This is a genomic window from Sphaerisporangium sp. TRM90804 (genome assembly GCF_029846175.1).
In the GTDB taxonomy this organism is placed as follows: domain Bacteria; phylum Actinomycetota; class Actinomycetes; order Streptosporangiales; family Streptosporangiaceae; genus Sphaerisporangium.
Genome location: NZ_JARWAC010000015.1, coordinates 117,623 through 139,689, shown reverse-complemented (window position 1 = coordinate 139,689; position 22,067 = coordinate 117,623). Strand labels below are relative to the sequence as shown.

The following is a 22,067-nucleotide window of genomic DNA, read 5'->3' as shown; positions in this document are numbered from 1 at the left end:
GCCGCAATTATTGCGATTCGCCAACATGCGCGCGTCGCCGGATTGAGGGCTTTCGAGCTCAGAGCCCTTGACGCCGCGAGCCGCGGCACCGTTTGGCGGGGGTGGCGGGTTCGGGAAGCTCGGAGGCAAGGCGCTCCGCCTCATCGTGCAGTGCGGCGATGAGAAGGAGTTCGAGGCCCAGATCTTCCAGGTCGACGGTCTCCATCCGAGTCTCCCGAGGTGAGTGCTCCACCGGCCCGGAAAGCGTCCTCGGAGCCGGTGCTCGTGGAAGCTTACCTTCCGTGACGGCGGACGACGAACCTGGGCTCTGTTGATCACCGCTTGTATATAAAGGACAGGCCGAAACCGGGCCGTGGGTTGGCACTTGAAGTCGGCCCGCCCGGGTGCCTGATGCGGGGAAGGGGTCCGCGTCGTGCGTCAAAGCCGTCTCCCGCCGCCGGAGCGCCGGGCCCTGCCCGTGGACCGGCTCGGTGCGGAACGTGCCATCACCCGAGCGGACTACGTCAGCGGAGCGCCGTTCGTACGTATGATCACAGCAGAGTAGCCAATGTGATCATATTTACGGAAGATGTTAATCAGGGGTATCCCGGGTATCCGACAAGTAAAACGTTCAGCGGCGCTTGACCCCTCGCTTCACTCATCGGGAGATATCGCCGAACACCTTCGCATTTACTGGCATGATCAACACACTTCACAAGCGAGGATGCGAATCGGGCATGATTCCGGCGCGCTGCGTTCCTTGGATGTGACACTTGGTGATGGCCCTGCCGGGCGGTCCCATCGCGCCATGCGCGCCCAGGACGCCGCGTGGCCTTGCACGACACGGTGAGGTCGCCTCGGAGGGGTGGAGACCGAGCCCGGGTCGCGCGGCCCGTGAGCCCGGGCCGCGGCGTCTCCCGCTGATGCACGCGGCCCGGGCTCGCCTCCCGGCCGCCGCCGTGGGCTATATGGAGACGTTATTTCACCACCCTTGACGGCCGGGTCGTGAGGTGGCTTGATTGCCTACTGACAACGTTGTCACACATGGCCGGATCAGGGGACGGGCGTGCGTGTACAGCCCTCCCAACCTGGAAGGACCATGGAAATGCGACGACGGTGGATGTCGGCCGTCGCGGTCACCGTGGCGGGCATGCTCTCCCTCGCCGCCTGTGGCGGCGGCACGGAGCAGGCGACCGGCGGCGGCACGGCGAAGAAGCAGGTCGAGGTCTTCTCATGGTGGACGGGCCCCGGCGAGGCCGACGGCCTGAAGGCCATGAGGGACATCTTCCAGAAGCAGAACCCCGACCTGACCTTCTTCGACGCCGCCGTCGCGGGCGGCTCGGGGGACAAGGCGCGGGCTCTGCTGTCCAGCAAGCTGCAGGCCAACCAGCCGCCGGACACCTTCCAGGGGCACGCCGGAGCCGAGCTGCAGGGCTACATCAAGGCCGGCAAGCTGGAGCCGCTGAACGCCCTCTACGACGAGCTGAAGCTCAAGGACGTCTTCCCGCAGCAGCTCGTCGACCAGATCACCTACGAGGGGAACGTCTACTCGGTGCCGGTGAACATCCACCGGTCCAACGTCCTGTGGTTCAACCCCGAGATCCTCAAGGAAGCCGGGGTGGCCGGGGCGCCCAAGACGATCGAGGAGTTCGTCACGGCGCTGGAGGCCGTCAAGAAGACCGGGAAGATCCCGCTGTCCATCGGCTCTGAGTGGACGGTCGTCCACCTGCTCGAGAGCGTGATGCTCGGCTCCATGGGCACCGACGCCTACAACGGCCTGTGGGCCAAGGGCGCCGACTGGTCGGGCGCGGCCGTCACCAAGGCGCTGAACGACTTCAAGACGATCATGTCGTACGCCGGAGCGCCCCAGGACGACTGGCAGCCCGCCGCCAAGCAGGTCGCGGACGGCGCCGCCGCGTTCAACATCATGGGCGACTGGGCCTACGGCTACTTCCACAACCCTCCGGACGGCGGGCTCGGCAAGACCTCCAAGGAGGACTTCGACTGGGCGGCGTCGCCGGGCACCGATGGCACGTTCATGTGGCTGTCCGACAGCTTCACCCTGCCCAAGGGCGCCCCGAACAAGGAAGGCGCCATGGCCTGGCTCAAGGTCGCGGCCAGCAAGGAGGGGCAGGACGCCTTCAACCCCAAGAAGGGCTCCATTCCGGCGCGCAAGGACGCCGACAGCGCGCTGTACACCGACTACCTGAAGTGGGACCTGGAGCAGTGGGCCAACGGCAAGCTGGCCGGCTCCCTCCAGCACGGTGTGGTCGCCAACGACCCCTGGAAGACGGCCATCACCGAGGCGGTGGGCCTGTTCCTGCAGAGCAAGGACGCCGCAAAGCTCCAGCAGGCACTCGCCGAGGCGGCCCAGTCCAACAACCAGTGAACCAGCCGGTTCCCGTACGGCTCGCGCCCGCCCGGAGCGGGCGCGAGCCTTCTTGGGGGTGTACGTGTCGCGTGTGCGCAGATGGCTGCCGGGGCTTCTCCTGGTCACGCCGTCGATCATCGCGATAGCCGTCTTCGTCTACGGCATGCTCGGCTGGAACTTCCGGCTCGCCATGACCGACCAGCACGACGAGATCTCCACCGGTGAGTTCGTCGGGCTGGAGAACTTCGTCTCGCTCTGGGACCAGGAGCGCTGGGGCATCTCCGTCCGGCACGCGATCGTCTTCACGGCGGTCTTCGTCGGCGGCGCGCTGATCCTCGGGTGGCTGCTGGCCTTCCTGATGGAGAAGGGCATCCGGGGCGAGGGCGGGTTCCGCACGATCTACCTGTTCCCGATGGCCATCTCCTTCGTCGCCACCGGCGTGGTGTGGCGGTGGCTGATGAACAGCGGCCAGGACGACCAGGCGGTCGGGCTGAACCGGCTGTTCGACGGCCTCGGCCTGGACTTCCTGCAGAACTCGTGGTTCCGCGACCAGGACTGGGGGATGGCCGCCATGGCCATTCCAGCGATCTGGCAGATGTCCGGATATGTCATGGCGTTGTTCCTGGCCGGGTTCCGCGGCGTCCCCGAGGAGCTGCGTGAGGCCGCCCGGGTGGACGGCTGCCGCGAGTGGCAGGTCTACCGGTACGTCGTGCTGCCGTTCCTGCGGCCGGTCACGCTGTCGGCCCTGATCATCCTCGGCCACATCTCGCTCAAGGTCTTCGACCTGATCGTGTCGGTGTCCGGCAAGCAGATCATCACCGACGTGCCCGCCGTCTTCATGTGGGTGGCCGTCTTCGACTCCCACGACCCGGCCAAGGGCGCGACGATCGCCGCGTACATCGTGCTGTCGGTGACCGTCTTCGTCGTGCCGTACCTGATCTGGAACGCCCGCAGAGAGAGGCGCTCATGACCACGGCCGTCGCGGCCCCGCCCAGGGCGGGCAACCAGGCCCCGAAGGCCCCCCGCCGGGCCCGCTGGCCCGTCTACCTCAGGTTCACGCTGCTGCTGGGCTTCATCGTGGTCTTCCTGATCCCGGTGTACGTGCTGCTGGTGACCAGCTTCAAGCCGCTGAGCGAGGCCGACCCGAGCCAGGCGTGGAGCCTGCCCTCGGTGTGGACCACCGAGGCGTGGCAGGTCGCATGGGAGCGGCTCAAGCCGGGCATCGCTAACAGCTTCCTGCTGGCCGTCCCCGGCGCGCTGATCTCGGCCGCGCTGGGCGCGATGAACGGGTTCGTGCTGTCCAAGTGGCGGTTCCCCGGCTCCGACCTGGTGTTCACGCTGTTCCTGTTCGGCATGTTCATCCCCTACCAGGGGGTGATGATCCCGCTCGTCCAGCTCATGGTGACGCTGGGCGTGTACGGGGGCATCCCGGGGCTCGTGCTCGCGCACGTGGTGTACGGCATCCCGATCTGCACGCTGATCTTCAGGAACTACTACGTGACGATCCCGGACGAGCTGATGGAGGCGTCCAGGGTCGACGGCGCGGGGATGCTGCGGACGTTCTGGTCGATCGTGCTGCCGGTGTCGGGGCCCGCGTTCGCGGTCGTCATCATCTGGCAGTTCACCTCGATGTGGAACGACTTCCTGTTCGCGGTCTTCCTCACCGGCCCGACGTCCTGGCCGACCACGGTGATGCTCAACAACATCGCCGGTGCCCAGACCGTGCCGTACAGCCAGCAGATGGCCGCCGCGATCATAGCCTCGGTGCCGACGATGGTGGTCTACGTCCTGCTCGGCCGGTTCTTCATGCGCGGCCTGATGGCGGGCGCACTCAAGGGCTGATCCCCGGCGTCCGGCTCAGGCGTCGCCGGGCTCAGGCGTCGTCGGCTCAGGCGTCGTCAGGCCGGTCGCCGATCAGTGCCTCGCCGAGGGCCGTGCGGTGGTAGAGCACCGCGCGGCCCGTCCTGGTGCCGCTGATCAGGCCGGCGCCGCGAAGCGCGGCGACGTGGTCGCCGGCGCCGCCCACGCTGAGCGTGAGCAGCGCCGCGAGCTGCGTCGTGGTGGCGGGCAGGGCGTGCAGGATCGCCGACCGGGTCTTCCCGATGAGCCGGGCCAGCCCGTCCCTGCGCGCCGGGGGGACGGCGACGCCCCAGGCCGGGTAGGCCAGCGCGTACGGCCAGGCGTCCTCCAGGTAGGCGCCGACGCCGGTGCCGCACACGCTCGGCACGAACAGCAGGCCCCGGCCGCCGAGCCGGTGTGTCTCGTCGGAGCCGGCGTGGTCCATGCGCAGCTCGATGTGCGCCGGGTCGCGCTCCGTCCGCAGCCGGATGCGCGGGCTCAGGTCCTCCAGGGCGGCGCTCCACCCGTACGTCGCCAGCCGCCCGGCGCGCCGCACGACGTCACGTTCGAGGATCGCCTTGAACCGCGGCCAGTCGGGCGCGAGGATCTCGCGCCACGCGGCCTCAAGGGTGTCGGCGAACACCTGCGCCACGTCGGGACGCTCCAGCGTCGCCCTGATCTCCGGCGGCGGCGCGGGCAGACCGGCCAGGTTCCTCGCGATCTCGTCGTGCGCCTGCGCCGGGGGAGTGGCCCGGACGACCGCCAGCTCGTCCTCGATCGCGACGTTCACCCCGGACGGCGGCGGGCCGGTGAAGTCGGCGTTGTACGCGCCGCGGCGGAACAGCGTGACGAGCGCGGCCATGCCCGGCTCGCGCAGCAGCCGCACGTAGACGGCGCGCTTGCTCGCGGCCCACGGCTGGAGCACCCCGGCCTCATGGGAGCCGGAGAGGATCCGCAGGGCGTGCAGGGTCTCGATCAGCGGCGAGATGGCGAACCGGCTGGCCATGACGTCCTGCGGCCCGACCTCGATGCGGATCGTCCACCCCATGCTTCGTCCCACGACCTTTCGTCTGCGGACGAAAGCTTAGCCCCGCGCGGTCCCGGTGCCCCAGCATCGTTCCGGGAGGTGCCATGACGGGGGACCCGAGGCGGGCGACGTTCGGCGAGGTGTTCGCGGTTCGTGAGTTCCGCGTGCTGTTCGGCGGCTACGTGCTGATGGTGATGGGCGACAGCGTGAAGATGCTGGCGTTCTCGGTACTGGTGTACGACCGGACGGGGTCGGCGGGGCTGTCGGCGGCGGCCTGGATGAGCGGGTTCCTGCCGTACGTCATCGGGGCGGTGCTGTTCCTGTCGCTGGCCGACCGGATGCGCCCCCGGCGCCTGATGGTCGCCGGCGAGCTGGTGCGGGTCGCGCTCTGCCTGCTGCTGGGCTTCGCCGGGCTGCCGGTCTGGGCGATGCTGCTCATCGTGGTCGCCACGGGCGCGGTCACCCCGGTCTTCGGCGCCGCGCGCAACTCGGTGCTGCCCGACCTGCTGCCCGGGGACGCGTTCGTGCTCGGCCGTTCCGTCCTGATGGTCACGGCCGCGGGCGCGCAGATCGCCGGCCTGGCCGCCGGAGGCGCCCTCCTGGCCCTCGCCGGCCCCACCGGCGCCCTCCTCCTCACCGCCGCCCTGTCCCTGGTCAGCGCCGTCTTCCTCCGCTTCGGCCTCCCCGACCGCCCCGCCCGCTCCGAGACCGCGCCGGGCGACGGCGCGGGTCCGCTGCCCGGCCAGGGAACCGGCGTCGGGGGCCACGGGACGAGCCGGACGCGCGCCCCCGTGCCCGAGGCGCGGGTCAACCCCGTGCGGGCCACGCTGCGCGTCAACCGCCTGCTGCTGGCCGACGGCCGCATCCGGGGCCTGCTGCTCGCCGCGTGGGTGCCGGTCATGTTCGTGACCGGGGCCGAGGCCGTGGTGGTCCCGTACTTCACCGAGCGCGGCGCCCCGTCCCAGGTGGGCCTCGTCCTGGCCGCGTTCGCGGCGGGGATGGCTCTGGGGAACTTCGTCGTCGGCAGGTTCGCCGCCCCGGCGCTGCGCGAGCGCCTCACCCTGCCCCTGGCCGTCCTCGCCGGCCTCCCCCTGCTGGGCTTCGCCGCGTCCCCCGGCGTCGTCCTCTGCATGGTGATCGGCGTGCTCAGCGGAACAGGCCTCGCCTACGGCCTGGGCTACCAGCGCCGCTTCGTGGACGTGGTCCCCGAAGCCGTACGCGGCCAGGCGTTCGGCCTGCTCACCTCGGGCCAGATGACCACCCAGGGCCTCGGCGCCGCCCTGACCGGCGCCGCCGCCGAACTCATCCCACCCCACCTGGCCATAGCCGCCGCCGGCGCCTGCACCGTCCTCGGCTCCCTGGCCCTCGCGAGACACCTCAACCCGGCCCCGTCCCCACCACCCGAGCCGGTCAGAACTTCACCTCACACCACACCGTCCGCCCTGCCTGATCGTCCGTGACGCCCCAGCGCTGGGAGATCTCCTCCACCAGGAGGAGCCCGCGACCGCCTTCGCTCCAGAGGTCGCCGGAGACGTATGGACGGTCGGGGGAGCCGGTGTCTCTGACGCTCACCCTGATGGCGTGATCGCTTTCCGAGAGCGTCACCCAGATGGGGCCGCCGTGCCGTGAGCCCGAATGCAGAACGGCGTTCGCCGTGAGCTCCGTGGCGAGCAGCATGACGTCGTCCAACGCGGGGTGCCCCGAGCCGAGCCTCCCCCGGACGAAGGCCCGCGCCACCGGAACCGACGCCACCGTGCCGATGAGTTCCAGCGATCCCGACAACCTGTCCGTCGCCATGTCGCGCCTCGTTCCGATGTCGAGGTGACACGGGGAACCCTGCGAGATCGAGAGGAGTCCCATGCCATCTGCTGGTTTGCTCCTCTCAGCGTGACTTCTTTGATTACCTTGTGGAGTCGGATGGTTGCACTATGAACACACGGTCGGGTGCGGCGGCCGTGGTAAGCCGTGCGAGTGGAGGAGGGGTCATGCCGCAGCCGGTGGAATTGAACCCGGAGGCCTCGCCGTTGGCGCGGTTCGGCTTCGAGGTCAGGCGTCATCGTGTGGCGGCGAGCCTGACGCAGGGGCAGCTGGCGCGACTGCTTCTGTTCTCCACGAGCATGGTCGGCATGGTGGAACGGGCCGAACGCAAGCCTGAGAGGGCCTTCGCCCAGCGATGCGATGAGATCTTCCGTCTCGACGGCACCCTGTCCGAGCTGTGGCTGATGGCCGACCGGTGGAAGGACGCCGCGCCCTCATGGTTCCGCCACGGCCTGGACGCCGAGCAGGAGGCCACGGCCGTCCGATCCTGGGATCCGCTGCTGGTCTACGGCCTGATGCAGACCGAGGCCTACGCGCGGCACGTGCTCGCGGGGGAACCGGGGATCACCCCCGAGTTGCTTGAGCAGCGCCTCGCCACGCGACTCCAGCGCAAGTCCATCCTCACCAAAGCCGACCCTCCGACGGTGTGGGCCATCATCGACGAGGGCGTTCTGCACCGGCCCATCGGTGACCCCACCGTCATGCGGCGGCAGTTGGAGTATCTGCTGGAGATCGCGGAGCACCCTAGGGTGAAGATCCAGGTTCTCCCTTTCGAGGCCCAATCGACCTGCGGTCTGATGAGTGCCTTCGTGATCACGGAGCTTCCCGGGCACTGGACAACCGTCTGGGCGGAGTCTTCGATACAGGGGACCGTCACCGATGATCCCCAGACGGTGAAGGCGATCACCGATCGGTACGACGCGTTGCGTGTGGAGGCGCTGCCTCGGCACATGAGCTTGAGAATCATAAGTAAGGAGATGAGCAGGTGGATCTGAGCGCTGCGAGCTGGCGGAAGTCCTCCAGGTCGGGTTCGGACGGGGGATCCTGCGTGGAAGTGGCGGCGAATCTGGTCGGGGTGGTCGGGGTGCGGGACAGTAAGGACGTCGGAGGGCCGGTGGTCGTGGTCCGGGCGGAGGAGTGGCGGGTCTTTCTCGCGTCGGGGCTGGTGCGGTGACGCGATCGCCGGCGCAGGTGGTGGGGGAGGACATGGTGGGGATTCCCGCCGGGCGGATCCTCCTGCACGACGAGGGCACCAGGCGGAGCTGGAACGTCGAGGTCGAGGGGTTCCGGCTGGGGGCGTATCCCGTGACCCGCGAGCTGTACGAGGGCGTTCTGGGTGGGGAGGCCGCCGGGGCGGCGAGGGCTCGGGTGCCGGTCAGCGAGGTGTCGTGGCTGGAGGCCGTGCGGTTCTGCAATCTCGTCTCGCGGGAGGCAAGGCTCTCGCCGTGTTACTCGATGGGGGACGACCGGGACGGGCTGGACGTGGTCTGCGACCCGGGGGCCGGGGGGTACCGGCTGCCGTCCGAGGCGGAGTGGGAGTACGCGTGCCGGGCCGGTTCGCCGGGCGTCCGTTACGGGGAGCTGGACGAGATCGCCTGGCACCGGGGGAACTCCGGTGGCCGGGCGCACGACGTCGCCACCCGGGCGCCGAACGCGTGGGGGCTCTACGACATGATCGGCAACGTGTGGGAGTGGTGCTGGGACGTCTACGACCCCGGCGTCTACGGGCCGTACCGCGTGTTCCGCGGCGGGGGCTGGGGCGACCTGCCCCGGGCGTGCCGGGCGTCGTGCCGCCGCAAGAGCCACCCCACCTTCCACATCGACGACCTCGGCTTCCGGCTCGCCCGGTCGGTGTGAGCGGGTGGCGCTTCTACTCGGGCGACCTTGGGGAGGGCGAGCGCCCGTCAGTGTCAGCCGGTGGGCTCCTCGCTGGGGCGGCCCTGGGTGAGGGCGAGCGCCTGGTCACTGTGAGCCGGTGGCGTTTCTGCTCGGGCGGCCGAGGGTGAGGACGAACAGGGCGCCCGCCGCGGCCACCACGGCGGTGAGCAGCAGGCCGAAGGCGTAGCCCTCGACCAGGGCGGCCACCGGGCCCGCGCCGGTGTGGGCGGCGGTCCACGCGGTCGCCCCGGCGACCATCGCGGCCACGCCGACCGCCACGCCGACCTGCTGGAAGGTGTTCAGGATGCCCGACAGGACGCCCTGCTCCCCGGGCCGGCCGCCGGTCGTCGCCAGGATGCTGCACCCGACGAACGCCGGCCCCAGCCCGAGGCCGAACACCAGCAGGCCGGGCAGCAGATCGGCGAGGTAGGTGCTGTCGGCGCCGATGCGGATGAGCATCACCTCGCCCAGGCAGGCCAGGGCCAGCCCCGTGGCCGCGACGAACCTGGCCGGCATCCGGGCGGTCAGGCGGGGCGCCAGGATGCCGCCCGCCAGCGCCATGACGCTGGTGGGGGCGACGGCCAGGCCGGTCTGGAGTGGCGAGTAGTTCAGCACGCCCATCATGTACAGCATCAGGAAGAAGTTCTGGGCGGAGCAGACGCCGGCTATGCAGAGGGTCGCCAGGTTCCCGCTCGCGATCGTGCGGTGCGCCAGGAGACGCGGCGGGATCATCGGCACGGGCGACCGCCGCTGGATCAGCACGAAGCTCGTGAGCAGGACGGCCGACACGGCGAGTGACGAGGCGGCGGACGCCGAGGACGGGCCGCTCCGCTGCGCCTCGGTCACCCCGTAGATCAGCGACCCGATGCCCAGCGTGGCCGTCACCGCGCCCGGAACGTCGACACCGGCCCGGGTGGCGCGCGAGAGGCGGCGGGTGCCGTTCCCGGCGGGCGTTCGTGCCCCGCTCGCGTCGCCGGTCGGCGCGGCGAGTGCCCCGGGGCGTCCCGGCGCGTCGGCCCGCGTTTCCGTCGCCGGCGGGGCGTCGGCGCGGCGGGACGGCCGGTCGGCGGGCAGGATCCTGGACGCGGCGATGGCGATCACGCCCAGCGGGACGTTGACCAGGAAGACCGCCGGCCAGCCCAGGGTGTCGGTGAGGACGCCGCCGAGCACCAGCCCTGCCCCGGCGCCGGTGGCTCCCATGCCGCTCCAGACGCCCAGCGCGCGGTCGCGCCGGGCGCCCTCCGCGAAGGCGATCAGGAGCAGCGCCAGAGCCGTCGCGGAGATCAGCGCGGCGCCGAGCCCCTGCGCCACCCGCGCCGCCAGCAGCACGCCGGACGTTGGGGAGAGCCCGCACGCCGCCGACGCCGCCGAGAACACCGCCGTGCCCGTGACGAACAGGCGGCGGCGTCCCAGCAGGTCGCCCGCGCGACCGGCCAGCAGGAGCAGGCCGCCGAAGGTCGCGGCGTACAGCGTGACGACGTACTGCAGGTCGGCGGGCGTCATGGACAGGTCGGTCCCGATGGCGGGCAGCGCCACGTTGGCGATCGTGGCGTCCAGGACGACCATGAACTGCACCGTGCACACGAGGAGGAGCACCCCGACACCGGCCTCCCCGGCCGCCGTGTCCCGGGCTCCGGTCGGGGGATGGTCAAGGCTCGCCTGGCCGTCGCCGTCCGCGGTGCCGTCCCCGCCGGCGCCCTGGAAGCCGGTCGGACGGCGCTCATGGCCGGCTTGGGGCTCTGCGTGCGTGGTGCGGTCGCCGCCGTCCGTGTCCGTGGCGTCCGCCGGACGGGGGGCGCGGTCCGTCGCCTGGACGTCGTCCGGTGGCGGGGTGGTCACGCGGTGAGTCCGCCGTCGATGGGCATGCGGACGCCGTGCAGGTAGTCGGCCTCGGCGCTCGCCAGGAAGAGCGTGGCGGCGACGACGTCGTCCACGGTGGCGATGCGGCCGGCCGGGATGGTGGGGAGGATCTGGGTCTCCACGTCGACGTGGGCGCGCACCGGCAGGGACATCGGCGCGTCGACCATGGCGGGGCTGACCACGTTGACGTTCAGACCCTGGGGGCCGAACTCGTGGGCCCACGTCTGCGTGAGGTTGTCCAGCGCCGCCTTCGACGAGTTGTACACCGACGTGCCGGCCCAGCTCTTGATCGTCCCGATGCTCCCCACGTTGACGATCTTGCCGCCGCGCCGCCGCAGCAGGTGCGGCAGGGCGGCCTGGGTGACGAAGTAGGTGGCCTTGTAGTTGAGCGAGACGACGCGGTCGAACTCGTCCTCGGTGACGCTTTCGGTGGGCCCCGCGCCGAAGGCGGCGGCGTTGTTGATCAGGATGTCCAGCCCGCCGAACGCCGTGACCGCGCCGGAAACCGCGGCCTCCCGCTCCGCCCGCACGGTGAGGTCGGCCGCGATGAAGTGGGCCCGGCCGCCCGCCGCGGTGATCTCCTCGGCGATGCGCTCCCCGAGCTCGGCACGCCTGCCCACGAGCGTGACCGACGCGCCCTCGCGCGCGAACGCCCGTGCTACGGCCTCGCCGATTCCGGACGTGGCGCCGGTGACGAGGGTGGATCGGCCAGCGAGACGGCCCGGGCCGGTCGTGGCGGGAAGGGTCTCAGTGCTCATGCTCTGGACGTTAACCAGACCTGATCCATATGGTCAAAGATTGAATCTTGATAGATCGATAAGCTGGACGCATGAACTTCGACCTGCGGCACCTCGAAGGCTTCGTCGCCGTCGCCGAGGAGCTGCACTTCGGCCGGGCGGCCGAACGCCTGCGCATCGCCCAGCCCGCCTTGTCCCAGCAGATCCAGCGGCTGGAGGCGTCGCTCGGGGTCGAGCTGCTCGTCCGCGAGCGGCGCCGCACCCGGCTGAGCGACGTGGGGGAGCTGTTCCTCGTCGAGGCCCGCCGCACGCTGGCACAGGCCGAGACGGCGCGGTCGGTGGCCCGGCGCGCGCAACGCGGCGAGCTGGGCCGGCTGCGCGTGGGCTACACGCCGAGCACGTCGTCGGGGGCCTTCCTCGCCATGCTGGCCGGTTTCCGTGAGCGCTACTCCGACGTGCAGGTGGAGCTGAGCGAGCTGGCGCAGGGCGGCCGGTCGCAGCCGCTGGACGACGACGTGGTGGACGTCGCCTTCGTCGCCAGGCTCGGCCTGTTCCCCTGCTCGCCCGGCCTGGGGAGCCGCGAGCTGTCGGTCGAGCCGTTCGTCGCCGCCCTTCGCGCCGATCATCCGCTCGCCGCCCGGCCGACGCTCGACCTCGCGGAGCTGTCGGACGAAGGCTTCGTCGTCCTCGAACCGCAGGGCTGCGCCGAGTGGCACGAGACCCTGAACGAGATGTGCCGCCTAGCCGGTTTCGCCCCGCACATCGCCCACCAGGTCGGCGAGCTCTCCACCCAGCTCATGATCGTCGCCGCGGGCCTCGGCGTGGCCCTCGTCCCCGCCTCCACCCGGGCCCTGCGCGGAGAGGGCGTCTCCTTCGTCCCCCTGACGGGCCCCACCACCCAGATCACCTCGGCGGTCCTCTGGCGCTCCAACGACCGCTCGCCCGTCCTGCGCCGCTTCATCGAATGCCTGAACCCGGCGACCGAGGCCTTCCACCCCATCCGCGAACCGATCCCCCAACACTGACCAGCTCACTCGGCCCGTTCCTCCGCCGACGCCACGCCTTCCCAGCGCCCCCTCGGAAATGGTGCCTTCGGCGCAGCCTGTCGAGGGCGCCCCTCACCGGGCCTCGACCCGCCATCGCGCACGCCGCCTGGTCGCCGCCCTGGGACGTGTCGCCGGCCTGCGCCTCACCCGGACGGACGTTTCCCGTCGTTGTTCACGAGTGCTATCAGGGAAGCCGTGTCGACAAGGCTCGGCAGAACATGGTCGGCCCCGGCTCGACGCAGGTCGTCCACCGAACTGCGCCCCGACGCCACCGCGATCACCGTGACCCCGGCCTCCTGGCCGGCTTCGACATCGGCAGGGGTATCCCCGATGAGAATCGCATTCGCCGGGGTGGCGGGCTCGCCGAACTCGAAGCTCGCTCGCCCCAATGCGATACGCACCAGTTCCGCACGTACATCGTCATCTTCGCCGAAGGCGCCGATGGGCCATGTGACATGCCTATCAAGTCCAAACAATTCCATCTTGATTCGGGCCACCTGACGAACATTGCCCGTCAGTACGGTTTGGACGACGCCGGGGAGTTCGGCGAGCGCATCAAGCGCGACTGCCGCTCCAGGTAGCGCGTATCCGCGCTCACGCAGTTCCGCCGACCTTGCCCTGTGCGTCTCGGCGAGAGCTTCGGCGAACCTTTCGAAATCGCTCCGATCTGTTGTCAGGCCGTGCAGTTTCGCCGTCTCCCTGAAGATCACCGATTCGGTGATCCCGTCCACTTTCGCCTGCTGCCGCATCGGAACGCCGGTGGTCTTCTTGAAAGCCTCCGCGGAGAACTCGCGGCCGACTCCCCGGGTGTCCACGAGTGTGTGGTCGATGTCCCAGAGCACAATCCGACGAGCCGACATGTTCTCCTCCTGCCGCGACCCCCGAGGGGTCAGACTGTCATACGGACACGGGTCTCCTCACGCCGATCTTCCTACGGTCCAGCTCAACGCATCAGCGAGAAGAGGTTGCCGGGATGGGTTCACCCAACCTCCCGATTGGCGAACGGGTTCGCTACTGGCGCGAAAAGAAGCAACGTAAGCAGGCTGCGGTCGCCGGACTGTGCGGGATCACCGAGGAGTATCTGTCGCAGATCGAGCGCGGTCTCAAGGTGCCGTCCCTGCCGGTTTTGCACTCTCTCGCGGTCGAGCTCGGCGTGCCGATGTCGGCTTTGCTGGGTGAGTTGAACCGAAGTGAACCCCCCGCCAGGGCTGCCGACGTGGACCCGCATGTCGTAAGTGCCTTGTTGGGCTACCGCTTGCCCTGCGGTCCCGAGCCGACGCCGACCGCCCTTCTTCGAGACCGCGTCGAGGCGGCATGGCGCATGTGGCAGACCAGTCCGACCCGGTTCACCGATGCGGCAGCCGTCCTGCCCGGCCTGATCAGCGACCTCGAACGTGCCGTTCAGGCGGTTCGGCTCGGCGCTGACGATTCCGCACGGCGTGAAGTGCAGCGCGTGGCAGCCGACCTGTACTTCATGCTCCGGTCCTACTGCCGCCGTGTCGGCCGTGTCGACTTGTCCCTCATGGCCGCCGACCGTGCGCTGCGTGCCGCAGAGGAAGCTGATGATCCCATTCGAATCGGTGCCGCGCGATGGAATCTCGGACATGTCCTCCTCGCGAGTGCCGAGCATGAGGCGGCGGAGCAGATCGCGGCTCTGGGAATCCGGCAGCTTGCCCAGGCGGCGCCTGAGGACGCGAACGCGGTCGCTCTTGCGGGCGCACTGGAACTGATCGCGGTCGTCGCCGATTCCCGCCGTAAGCGCTGGACCAAAGCTCGAGATCGTCTGTTCACCCGGGCCACGGCACAGGCTCAGCAAGCGGGCGAAGGCAACGTCATGTGGACCGTCTTCGGACCGACGAACGTGGAGTTGCACAGCATGAGCATCGACATGGAGGCAGGCAAAGCCGCCGAAGCGCTGCGCCTCGCGGATCAGATCGATGCCAGTCGGCTCCCCTCCATCGAGCGCCGTTTCACGTTCCAGCTCGAAGTGGCTCGCTGCCACGACATCCGACGCGAAGACCCCGCAGTGCTGGTTCACCTGTTGGACCTGGAGCGACTGGCTCCGGAAGACCTGACTCGAAGCCCTCTCGCCCAGGACATCATCACTCGCCTGCGGCGCCGTGTTCGGCCCACGTATCGACGGCAGGTCAACGCGCTCGCACAGCGTCTGCAAGTACCTTGACCTGCCGAACCACGGGTTATCCGAACTGACTGTTCGGGTGGTCCCCCGTCTTCGTGCGTACCGTCGACATGTCCACGTGATGGACAAGGCTGTGACCGTGCATTTGGCGGATCCCCGCTGACGTATCCCAGACGCAGTCGGACGGGACGTCGTTCGCGTGCCCCGGCACATCGGCCTAGCCACGCTTCATCACCTACCGCAGCACGATTCGCCGATCATCGTCGATCGGAGCGAGCGCACGACATACCGCAGGAAGTGAGGTGCTGCCCCATGGGAAAGCCTGAATTCACCAATACGGTAGGCGCCCCATCACGTGTGTCCAAGCCTCCCGGCGGCCGGCACCGCGACGGGGTGCTGCCCGACCAGTTCGTCTCTCGCCGGTTCGACCAGGTCAAGAAGGCCGCCGCCGCGCAGCTCGATCGCATGGAGCCCGGCTGGCTGATCCTCTACGGCGAGTGGACCCGCGAGTTCGTCGCGTTCGCGCGGTGGGCTGCTGAGCCGGTGCGTGTCGCTTCGGCCACCGTGGACGAGTTACGGGGCTTGATGCGGGAGGCCGAGCTGGGGAAGATGTTCCGGTCAGTGGCCCGGCGGGGTGCGGCGTGACCGACCCGTACGGCTTCTCGCCGAGCGCGAGCATCTCGGTGGGCGGGTACTTCCCGAAGACCACCGGCCGGTCGCCGAGCCCTCGTCAGCGCCCGGTGATTCCCGAACTGGCCGAGTTGGTCGAACGTCAGATCAAAGCGATCCACCAGACTTACCCGGCATGGCTCGTCGTCCGCCTGGTCGATGACCATGGTGTCCCGCAGGGCTGGACGGCGACCCGGCACGCCGAACTGACCGATGGCCAGCTCGCGATGGGTCTGCTCCCGTTTCTCGCCGCGGGGGATGCGCCTGCTCTGGTGATGGCGCTGGCCGCCCAGGACGCCATCGCTCATCCGGCCGGGTACGCCGAGATCGCCTCATGGCGGGTGATCGCCACCAGTGGCCCGAATGCTCCGGCTGACGGGAGGGGTTCCAAATGAGCGAGCCAGAGGTCCTGTGGCTTGCGCGGCGGTGACGGAGTGGGCTGGATGAGGGTCGCTCTGGGCAGGCTGCGCCGAAGGCACCATTTGAGGGACGGCTGTCTGGAAGGGACGGCTGTCTGGAAGGGACGGCTGTCTGGAAGGGACGGCTGTCTGGAAGGGACGGCTGTCTGGAAGGGACGGGTGCGGGGTGGTCAGGGGGCGGGGGGGAGTTCGCCGGAGCCTCGGGGGATGAGGCGGGTGGGGAGCTCTACGCGTTCGGTGGGGCCGTTGTCGCCGGACAGGCGGCGGAAGAGCAGTTCGGCTGAGGTGCGGCCGAGGGCGGGGGGGTCTTGGGCCACGACCGTGACGGCGGGGACGAGCAGGTCGGCGAGGTCGAAGTCGTCGAAGCCCACGAGGGCGACCCGCGAGGGGTAGCGCGCCAGGGCGCGCAGGGTGGTGAGGGTGGTGCGGCCGTTGCCGGTGAGCAGGGCCGTGGGCGGGTGCGGCCCCGTCATCAGGCGGGCCACGTCGGCGTCCACCCGGGCCTGGTCGGGCGGGCCCATCGCCACCAGGGACGCGTCGTAGGGCACCCCGGCCGCCTCCAGGCCCTGGCGGAACCCGCGGTGGCGCTCGGCGGCGGTGAAGATGACGGCGCTGTCGCCGACGAAACCGATGCGGCGGTGGCCGTGGGCGATCAGGTGGGCCACCCCCGAGCGGGCGCCGCCGGTGTTGTCGCACAGCACCGTGTCGACGTCGACGTCGGGCCCGGCGGGGCGGTCGGCGAAGACCGCGCGGATGCCGGCGGCCAGCTCGGGACCGAGGTAGGCGTGGTCGGACCCGGCCGGCACGACGACCAGCCCGTCCACCCGGCGGGCGCAGAAGGCCAGGACCAGCTCGCGCTCGCGGCGGGGGTCCTCGCCGGAGGAGCCGGTGAAGACGAGCGAGCCGTGGCTGCGGGCGACGTCCTCGACGGCGCGGCTGAGCCCGGAGTAGAAAGGGTCGGCGACGTCCTCGATGATCAGGCCGATCGTCGCGGTGCGCCCCCGGCGCAGCACGCGCGCCCCCTCGTTGCGGCGGTAGCCGAGCCGCTCGATGGCCTGCCGGACGCGCTCGGCGGTCGCCGCGTTGACCCCGGGTTCGTCGTTGACGACCCGGGAGACCGTCTTCAGCGCGACCCCGGCCGTGGCCGCGACGTCGTTCATCGTGGGCCGGCCGCGTCTCGTCTCTGCCACGCGGTGCATCATCGCGCATTCACTCCGTGTTGACAACGTTGTCAATGCCGGCTCCGGCATGTCGCGCGCGCGGCGGACGGTCGCCGTGAAACGTTCACCGGCGCACCGCGGACGATGTCGGCAGCCGGACGGAGAACGTGGAGCCCTCCCCGGGGACGCTGGTCGCCGACAGCGAGCCGCCGTGCGCCTCGACCAGCTTGGGGGCGATGGCCAGGCCGAGCCCGCTGCCGCCGGTCCGGCGGTCGCGTGACTTGTCCACCCCGCCAGAACCGCTCGAAGACCAGCGGCAGGTCGTCCGGGCCGATCCCCGAGCCAGTGTCCGTCACGTCGATCACCACCTCGCCGCCTTCAACGCGGGCGCGCAGGCGCACGTCCCCTCCTCCGGGAGTGTGCCTCACGGCGTTGGACACCAGGTTGCCCACCGCCTGCCGCAGCCGCACCGGGTCGGCGAACACCTCGGTGCCGCCGTCGGCGCGCGTGGACAGTGTGACGCCCGCCGCGTCCGCGCCGCCCCGGTGCGCGGCGGCGACCTGGGCCAGCAACCCTCCGGCGTCCACCGGCTCCCGGTGGAGGCTCATCTCGCCCGCGTCGGCCAGCGCCAGGTCTCGCAGGTCGTCGATGATGCGCTGGAGCAGCAGGGCCTCCTCAAGCAGCGACGACATCAGGGCCCGGTCGCGGGCAGTGCCGTGCGGGGGCCGGCGCCGGTGGCGTGCAGGTCGGCCTCGATGCGGGCGGCGGCGGCCAGCAGCGGGGGGAGCAGGTCGCGGCGGGCCGACTCGACGGTGGTGCGGCTGGCGTGTGAGGACACGTTGACGGCGGCGACCACCCGGCCCGCCCGATCGCGCACGGGCGCGGCGATCGAGCGCAGGCCCTCCTCCAGCTCCTGGTCGACCATCGCCCACCCCTGGGACCGCACGCGCCCCAGCTCGGCCTCGAGCGCGGCCCGGGAGGTGACGGTGCGCGAGGTGTGCCGCTCCAGCGTGGCCCGGGAGAAGTAGGCCTCCAGTTCGGCCGGCGGCGACCAGGCCAGCAGCACCCGGCCCATCGAGGTGGAGTGCGCGGGGAACCGCGTGCCGATGCTGATCGTCACGCGCATGATGCGGCTGGTCGGCACGCGGGCCACGTACACGATGTCGGGCATGTCGAGCACCGAGACCGACGCCGACTCGTGCACCTCGGCCACCAGCCGCTCCAGGTGCGGCAGGGCCACCTCGGGCAGCGACAGGCTCGACAGGTAGGCGTACCCCAGCTCCAGCACGCGGGGGGACAGCGAGAACAGTCGCCCGTCGGTGTGGACGTACCCGAGCTCCACCAGCGTCAGCAGGAACCGGCGGGCGGCCGCCCGCGTGAGCCCGGTGGCCCGGGCCACCTCGCTGAGCGTCAGCTCGGGATTGGCGGCGTCGAAGGCCCTGATGACCGCGAGCCCGCGGGCCAGCGACTGGACGTACTCCTCCGCCATGTGGTGGCCCCCTTCCGCGCTGACCGTTATACCAGTGCGCGCCGCCCCGCCCGCGCCCAGGAACGGCACGCCCCCGCCGCCGGGGTCGCTCAGGCGCACAGACGCTCAGGTGCTCAGTTCCAGAAGCAGATCCGGCTGAGGGAGGCCTGGTTCCTGCTCGCCACCGACCCGGGCGGCCGGCGGACGCATCAGCACGATCGGCGGACCACGGTTCCCGTGGGCCTTTGAAGCGGCGCCGCGACGGTGGGGGGTGTCGCGGTGAAGACGGCGCCGTCAACGGTGCTCAGCCGGGCGGGGTTGGGTGGGCGAGGCTGGCGGTGCCTGTCAGACGGAGAGGTTGAAGGAGACGCGGCCGTGTCTTGTGCCGTTGACCTGGAGTTCTATGGCGTGTTCGCCGGGGTGGTAGCGGCGGGTGGTTATGGGGCGGAAGGAGTGGCGCTTGGCCGTCTCGTAGCTCTGGGCGGGGGTGAGGGTGCGCTCGGCCAGTTTGAAGACCTTTTCGGCCTGGGTGCCGTTGGCCTTGCGGAAGTGGATGACGTAGTCGATGGCGACCCGGGCCGGTTCGGGGGTGGTGTTGGTGACGGCGACGGTGAAGGTCAGGTCGCCGCCGCCGGGAACGTGGTGTTCCAGGAGGTTCGGGCCGGAGACCGCGAGGGGGGTGTCCACGTCGAAGCCCATCAGCGCCAGGGCCGCGGGGTGCGCTTTCTTGATCAGTGTGCGCAGGGCGTGGCGGACCAGGCGGGGGGTGGTGTCGGCGGGGTCGGCCAGCCAGCGGGCGGCCGTCGCGGCCGCGAGCTCGGGGTCGATGCGGCTGATGTCGTTGAGGTGGTTGGCCACCGATCGGCGGACGGTCTCGGAGTCGTCGCGGCGCAGCGCGTCGAGGATGGGGATCGTCTTGGCGGGGTCGGCTGTCAGGGCGGGCACGCCTCGGGCCCACGGCAGCCGGGGGCGGGTGCCCTCGCTGGCCAGCCGGCGCACGTGTGGATCAGGATGCGCGGACCAGAGCCGAGCGGCCTCCAGCGTGCGCGCGAGGTCGGTGTTCAGGAAGGTGCGGAGGGCGAACTCCGACGTCAGGCGGGGGGTCAGCTCCGCCAGCAGCTTCAGGCCGTCGTCGAGATCGGCCGCGGAACCGGAGGCGCAGGCGAGCGTGGCGACCGCTTCGGACACCGGCCACACGAGCCACCCGGAGAAGCCGGGCCGTCGCAGCGCCGCGCGGAGGACCTCGGCGGCCGGCCGGTAGCCGGCCGGGAGGTCGAGCAGCAGCGCGTCGCGCACGGCACGGGCGCGCTCGCCCAGGCCGAGCTCGCCCAGCTCACCGGCGACCTCGGCGACGTGGCGCCACTCGCGGCCGGGCGCGGCCACGCGCAGCAGCCCGGCGAGGGTGTCGACGTCGGCGCTGCTGAGCAGCTCGTCGGCGGTCGGCATGAGCGGGGCCTCCGTGGGGTTCGAGAACAGCTTGCGGACGCCGTTCACCCAGCTCGGCGGCGTCTTCCCGGATGCTAACCCTCGCCGCCGACAATCCCGGAACCCCGCCCGACGGCCGACCCGCCGGGGCGGGTCCGAGCACCGCACGCCGACCGCGGGACTCATCCCCGGACACCGCACGGCGGCACGAAGCGCCGGGGCGCGTCCGATTGAGTTCAGCGGCACGGTGTGGTGGAGGGCGGTGAAGCCGTTCTCGGTTGTCTTCCGGCGGCTGAGGACGGCCGCTTGCGCCACCGTGGGTGGGTTCGGTCGAGGGTCGCCCTTGAGGAGAGTGCCGGAGGCGCCTTTTCGAGGGGGTCGACGGATCGGTGGCGACGACGGCAGAAGTGCCGCGAGCTGTGCCGCCGCCATGAAGATCATCGCTAGCCGGACCTGCGTGAGGCCTGACGGCAGGGGCGCTTCGATTCGCTACCGGTGGAGGTGGCGTCGTTTGCCGGTGGGGACCGGGAGTCTGCGCGGGGTCAGGTCAGGGCGCGTAGGGCCTGGAGTTCGTCGGGGGTGGGGGGTTCGGTTCGTTGGAGGGTGGGGGCGGCCGTGAGGGGCCAGGCGGTGGCCTCCTGGGCTTGGGCGAGGGTGGTGCCGGGGTGGAGGTGGGTGAGGCGGAGCTCCTCGGTGCCGGGGTCGGGTTCGAGGATGCCCAGGTCGGTGATGACGGTGCGGGGGCCGTGGCCGCGCAGGCCCAGGCGGGCGCGGTCGCCCGCCGCTCGTCCGAAGCCGACCGAGGTGACGAAGTCGACGCGGTCGACGAAGGCGCGGCGGCTCTGGCGGACGATGACGATCACCTCGCCGCAGGAGGCGGCGATCTCCGGGGCGCCGCCCGCGCCGGGCAGCCGCACCTTCGGGTCGGCGTAGTCGCCGATCGCGGTGGTGTTGATGTTGCCGAAGCGGTCGATCTGGGCGGCGCCGAGGAAGCCGACGTCGATGCGCCCGGGCTGCAGCCAGTAGTTGAAGATCTCCGGGACGCTCACCACGGTGTCGGCGGTCTCGGCCAGGATGCCGTCGCCGATCGAGAGCGGCAGGTGGTCGGGCTTGGCGCCGATGGTGCCCGACTCGTAGATCAGCGTCAGGCCGGGGGCGTGCGTCCTGCGGGCCAGGTTGGCCGCCGTGCTGGGCAACCCGATGCCGACGAAGCACGAGAGCCCGTCGTGGAGCCGCCGGGCGGCGGCGATCGTCATCATCTCGTCGGCGGTCCAGCTCACCGTCGCCTCCCCGTCGGGCCCACGTCCGCTCGGCGTGGGGGGTTCACGCGTGGTTTCCTGGGGCTTCGGGGGCGCGAGCGGCCGGGGGCGGCGGGGTGCCGGCGGCCTGCGACAGGACGTTGTCCCGCATCCAGGAGAGGAACGTGGACTGGTCGCGGCTGATGGCGTCCCAGGCGGAGTAGAAGGCGTTGTCGCGCACCGAGTAGCCCTGGGTGTAGGACGGGTGGGAGCCGCCGGGGGCGGGGGAGACGTAGTCGACGGCCCAGGACGGCAGCACCACGGCGCCGGGGACGGGGGTCAGCGTGTCGACGATCTCCTCCACGGTCACCAGGGAGCGGCGGGAGGCGAGCACGACCTCCTTCTGGACGCCGGTGATGCCCCAGAGCTGCACGTTGCCCCGCCGGTCGGCGCGCTGGGCGTGCACGATGCCGGCGTCGGGGGTGATCGCGGGCACCGCGGTCAGCTCCTCGCCGGTGAACGGGCAGGTGATGGGCTTGATCGTGGCGGTGACGCCGGGAAGGTCGGTGCCCCGGTACCCGCGCAGGACGGCGAAGGGCAGGCCGGACGCGCCGGCGACGTAGGCGTTCGCCATGCCCGCGTGGCTGTGCTCCTCGATCTCCAGGGAGCGGCTCTGCACGGCGTCGCGGAAGCGGTGCAGCGACCCGACGCCGGGGTTGCCGCCCCAGGAGAAGACGAGCTTCCTGGCGCAGCCCATGCCGATCATCTGGTCGTAGACGAGGTCGGGCGTCATCCTGATGAGGGTCAGCCCGCCGCGGCCCTGGCGGATGATCTCGTGCGCCGCGGCGAACGGGATGAGGTGGGTGAACCCCTCCAGCGCCACGCTGTCGCCGTCGTGCACGACCTCCGCGACCGCGTCCGCGAGCGGAACGACCTGGGCCACGCCACCTCCAGCCTGCTCGCAGAGCCGACACTGTTCGCCAGGCGAACGGA

General features: G+C 70.9%; 23 protein-coding genes and 1 pseudogene. 11 read left to right on the top strand and 13 right to left on the bottom strand.

Going from position 1 to position 22,067, the window contains the following annotated elements; translation table 11 throughout:
- Nucleotides 1–58 precede the first annotated feature (58 nt).
- Nucleotides 59–205, bottom strand: coding sequence for a hypothetical protein (locus PYR91_RS19260; protein WP_279781371.1), 147 nt, complete (start codon nt 203–205; stop codon nt 59–61).
- Nucleotides 206–1,084: 879 nt separating this feature from the next.
- Here PYR91_RS19260 and PYR91_RS19255 point away from each other — a divergent pair.
- From PYR91_RS19255 to PYR91_RS19245, 3 genes are all read left to right on the top strand, one after another.
- On the top strand, nt 1,085–2,368 hold the full coding sequence (locus tag PYR91_RS19255) for an extracellular solute-binding protein (RefSeq protein WP_279781369.1): 1,284 nt from the start codon (nt 1,085–1,087) through the stop codon (nt 2,366–2,368).
- A 73-nt stretch (nt 2,369–2,441) separates the two neighbouring features.
- Entirely contained in the window at nt 2,442–3,320 is an 879-nt protein-coding gene (locus PYR91_RS19250; RefSeq protein ID WP_347943304.1) for a sugar ABC transporter permease, read from the top strand.
- Nucleotides 3,317–4,192 carry a carbohydrate ABC transporter permease gene (locus tag PYR91_RS19245; protein ID WP_279781367.1) on the top strand — a complete coding sequence of 292 codons (876 nt, stop codon included), beginning with the start codon at nt 3,317–3,319 and terminating at the stop codon, nt 4,190–4,192. Before PYR91_RS19250 ends, PYR91_RS19245 begins: the two co-directional genes overlap by 4 nt.
- Before the next feature lie 46 nt (nt 4,193–4,238).
- Here PYR91_RS19245 and PYR91_RS19240 read toward each other — a convergent pair whose 3' ends face one another.
- Nucleotides 4,239–5,249, bottom strand: a complete 1,011-nt coding sequence (locus PYR91_RS19240) for a DUF5937 family protein (protein WP_279781366.1) — start codon at nt 5,247–5,249, stop codon at nt 4,239–4,241.
- Between the two features lie 71 nt (nt 5,250–5,320).
- Here PYR91_RS19240 and PYR91_RS19235 point away from each other — a divergent pair, with 71 nt between their 5' ends.
- Nucleotides 5,321–6,676, top strand: coding sequence for an MFS transporter (locus PYR91_RS19235; RefSeq protein ID WP_279781364.1), 1,356 nt, complete (start codon nt 5,321–5,323; stop codon nt 6,674–6,676).
- On the opposite strand, the gene PYR91_RS19230 is transcribed toward PYR91_RS19235, so the two are convergent.
- Nucleotides 6,627–7,013: an ATP-binding protein gene (locus tag PYR91_RS19230; protein ID WP_279781362.1), complete on the bottom strand. Its 387-nt coding sequence runs from the start codon at nt 7,011–7,013 to the stop codon at nt 6,627–6,629. The genes PYR91_RS19235 and PYR91_RS19230 overlap by 50 nt on opposite strands.
- Before the next feature lie 188 nt (nt 7,014–7,201).
- Here PYR91_RS19230 and PYR91_RS19225 point away from each other — a divergent pair, with 188 nt between their 5' ends.
- Genes PYR91_RS19225 through PYR91_RS19215 form a run of 3 tightly spaced genes read left to right on the top strand, consistent with a single transcriptional unit; the run spans nt 7,202 to nt 8,891 of the window.
- Nucleotides 7,202–8,029 (top strand): helix-turn-helix transcriptional regulator, encoded by an 828-nt coding sequence (locus PYR91_RS19225; protein ID WP_279781360.1) that lies wholly within the window; start codon nt 7,202–7,204, stop codon nt 8,027–8,029.
- Nucleotides 8,020–8,208: a DUF397 domain-containing protein gene (locus PYR91_RS19220; RefSeq protein WP_279781358.1), complete on the top strand. Its 189-nt coding sequence runs from the start codon at nt 8,020–8,022 to the stop codon at nt 8,206–8,208. Before PYR91_RS19225 ends, PYR91_RS19220 begins: the two co-directional genes overlap by 10 nt.
- Before the next feature lie 32 nt (nt 8,209–8,240).
- A complete protein-coding gene (locus PYR91_RS19215; RefSeq protein WP_279781771.1) occupies nt 8,241–8,891 on the top strand; it encodes a formylglycine-generating enzyme family protein in 651 nt (216 codons plus the stop codon).
- Between the two features lie 105 nt (nt 8,892–8,996).
- Here the strand turns inward: PYR91_RS19215 and PYR91_RS19210 are convergent, their stop codons facing one another.
- Nucleotides 8,997–10,751: an MFS transporter gene (locus PYR91_RS19210; RefSeq protein WP_279781357.1), complete on the bottom strand. Its 1,755-nt coding sequence runs from the start codon at nt 10,749–10,751 to the stop codon at nt 8,997–8,999.
- Entirely contained in the window at nt 10,748–11,530 is a 783-nt protein-coding gene (locus PYR91_RS19205; protein ID WP_279781355.1) for an SDR family oxidoreductase, read from the bottom strand. Before PYR91_RS19205 ends, PYR91_RS19210 begins: the two co-directional genes overlap by 4 nt.
- Before the next feature lie 71 nt (nt 11,531–11,601).
- Here PYR91_RS19205 and PYR91_RS19200 point away from each other — a divergent pair, with 71 nt between their 5' ends.
- Nucleotides 11,602–12,534, top strand: coding sequence for a LysR substrate-binding domain-containing protein (locus tag PYR91_RS19200; RefSeq protein ID WP_279781353.1), 933 nt, complete (start codon nt 11,602–11,604; stop codon nt 12,532–12,534).
- Nucleotides 12,535–12,698: 164 nt separating this feature from the next.
- Here PYR91_RS19200 and PYR91_RS19195 read toward each other — a convergent pair whose 3' ends face one another.
- Complete coding sequence (locus tag PYR91_RS19195; protein ID WP_279781351.1) at nt 12,699–13,415, bottom strand: haloacid dehalogenase-like hydrolase; 717 nt, start codon at nt 13,413–13,415, stop codon at nt 12,699–12,701.
- Nucleotides 13,416–13,528: 113 nt separating this feature from the next.
- On the opposite strand from PYR91_RS19195, the gene PYR91_RS19190 reads away from it, so the two are divergent.
- The 3 genes from PYR91_RS19190 (at nt 13,529) to PYR91_RS19180 (ending at nt 15,759) form a co-directional block, all read left to right on the top strand.
- On the top strand, nt 13,529–14,737 hold the full coding sequence (locus PYR91_RS19190; protein WP_279781349.1) for a helix-turn-helix transcriptional regulator: 1,209 nt from the start codon (nt 13,529–13,531) through the stop codon (nt 14,735–14,737).
- Between the two features lie 315 nt (nt 14,738–15,052).
- Nucleotides 15,053–15,340: a hypothetical protein gene (locus tag PYR91_RS19185; RefSeq protein WP_279781347.1), complete on the top strand. Its 288-nt coding sequence runs from the start codon at nt 15,053–15,055 to the stop codon at nt 15,338–15,340.
- Nucleotides 15,337–15,759 (top strand): hypothetical protein, encoded by a 423-nt coding sequence (locus PYR91_RS19180; RefSeq protein ID WP_279781345.1) that lies wholly within the window; start codon nt 15,337–15,339, stop codon nt 15,757–15,759. The genes PYR91_RS19185 and PYR91_RS19180 overlap by 4 nt, the downstream gene beginning before the upstream one ends.
- A 194-nt stretch (nt 15,760–15,953) precedes the next feature.
- On the opposite strand, the gene PYR91_RS19175 is transcribed toward PYR91_RS19180, so the two are convergent.
- The 7 genes and pseudogenes from PYR91_RS19175 to PYR91_RS19145 form a co-directional block, all read right to left on the bottom strand.
- The gene (locus PYR91_RS19175) at nt 15,954–16,982 is read right to left on the bottom strand and encodes a LacI family DNA-binding transcriptional regulator (RefSeq protein ID WP_279781343.1); all 1,029 of its coding nucleotides are present in this window, start codon (nt 16,980–16,982) and stop codon (nt 15,954–15,956) included.
- Nucleotides 16,983–17,067: 85 nt separating this feature from the next.
- Complete coding sequence (locus tag PYR91_RS19170; protein WP_279781769.1) at nt 17,068–17,232, bottom strand: ATP-binding protein; 165 nt, start codon at nt 17,230–17,232, stop codon at nt 17,068–17,070.
- 55 nt (nt 17,233–17,287) lie between these two features.
- Nucleotides 17,288–17,551, bottom strand: a pseudogene (locus tag PYR91_RS19165) (HAMP domain-containing sensor histidine kinase); the annotation flags it as partial.
- Between the two features lie 83 nt (nt 17,552–17,634).
- Entirely contained in the window at nt 17,635–18,432 is a 798-nt protein-coding gene (locus tag PYR91_RS19160; RefSeq protein WP_279781767.1) for an IclR family transcriptional regulator C-terminal domain-containing protein, read from the bottom strand.
- 324 nt (nt 18,433–18,756) lie between these two features.
- Nucleotides 18,757–19,857, bottom strand: coding sequence for a DNA alkylation repair protein (locus tag PYR91_RS19155; RefSeq protein ID WP_279781341.1), 1,101 nt, complete (start codon nt 19,855–19,857; stop codon nt 18,757–18,759).
- A 521-nt stretch (nt 19,858–20,378) separates the two neighbouring features.
- Nucleotides 20,379–21,095 carry a CoA-transferase gene (locus PYR91_RS19150; RefSeq protein ID WP_279781766.1) on the bottom strand — a complete coding sequence of 239 codons (717 nt, stop codon included), beginning with the start codon at nt 21,093–21,095 and terminating at the stop codon, nt 20,379–20,381.
- Between the two features lie 64 nt (nt 21,096–21,159).
- Nucleotides 21,160–22,017 (bottom strand): CoA transferase subunit A, encoded by an 858-nt coding sequence (locus PYR91_RS19145; protein WP_279781339.1) that lies wholly within the window; start codon nt 22,015–22,017, stop codon nt 21,160–21,162.
- Between the last annotated feature and the right edge of the window lie 50 nt (nt 22,018–22,067).

Excerpts from the sequence above, each read along its gene's own strand:
- PYR91_RS19190 (WP_279781349.1), top strand. The coding sequence starts at position 13,529 with ATGGGTTCACCCAACCTCCCGATTGGCGAACGGGTTCGCTACTGGCGC.
- PYR91_RS19175 (WP_279781343.1), bottom strand. The coding sequence starts at position 16,982 with ATGCACCGCGTGGCAGAGACGAGACGCGGCCGGCCCACGATGAACGAC.
- PYR91_RS19255 (WP_279781369.1), top strand. The coding sequence starts at position 1,085 with ATGCGACGACGGTGGATGTCGGCCGTCGCGGTCACCGTGGCGGGCATG.
- PYR91_RS19215 (WP_279781771.1), top strand. The coding sequence starts at position 8,241 with ATGGTGGGGATTCCCGCCGGGCGGATCCTCCTGCACGACGAGGGCACC.
- PYR91_RS19235 (WP_279781364.1), top strand. The coding sequence starts at position 5,321 with ATGACGGGGGACCCGAGGCGGGCGACGTTCGGCGAGGTGTTCGCGGTT.
- PYR91_RS19205 (WP_279781355.1), bottom strand. The coding sequence starts at position 11,530 with ATGAGCACTGAGACCCTTCCCGCCACGACCGGCCCGGGCCGTCTCGCT.
- PYR91_RS19245 (WP_279781367.1), top strand. The coding sequence starts at position 3,317 with ATGACCACGGCCGTCGCGGCCCCGCCCAGGGCGGGCAACCAGGCCCCG.
- PYR91_RS19200 (WP_279781353.1), top strand. The coding sequence starts at position 11,602 with ATGAACTTCGACCTGCGGCACCTCGAAGGCTTCGTCGCCGTCGCCGAG.
- PYR91_RS19160 (WP_279781767.1), bottom strand. The coding sequence starts at position 18,432 with ATGGCGGAGGAGTACGTCCAGTCGCTGGCCCGCGGGCTCGCGGTCATC.
- PYR91_RS19230 (WP_279781362.1), bottom strand. The coding sequence starts at position 7,013 with ATGGCGACGGACAGGTTGTCGGGATCGCTGGAACTCATCGGCACGGTG.
- PYR91_RS19225 (WP_279781360.1), top strand. The coding sequence starts at position 7,202 with ATGCCGCAGCCGGTGGAATTGAACCCGGAGGCCTCGCCGTTGGCGCGG.
- PYR91_RS19260 (WP_279781371.1), bottom strand. The coding sequence starts at position 205 with ATGGAGACCGTCGACCTGGAAGATCTGGGCCTCGAACTCCTTCTCATC.
- PYR91_RS19155 (WP_279781341.1), bottom strand. The coding sequence starts at position 19,857 with ATGCCGACCGCCGACGAGCTGCTCAGCAGCGCCGACGTCGACACCCTC.
- PYR91_RS19150 (WP_279781766.1), bottom strand. The coding sequence starts at position 21,095 with ATGATGACGATCGCCGCCGCCCGGCGGCTCCACGACGGGCTCTCGTGC.
- PYR91_RS19195 (WP_279781351.1), bottom strand. The coding sequence starts at position 13,415 with ATGTCGGCTCGTCGGATTGTGCTCTGGGACATCGACCACACACTCGTG.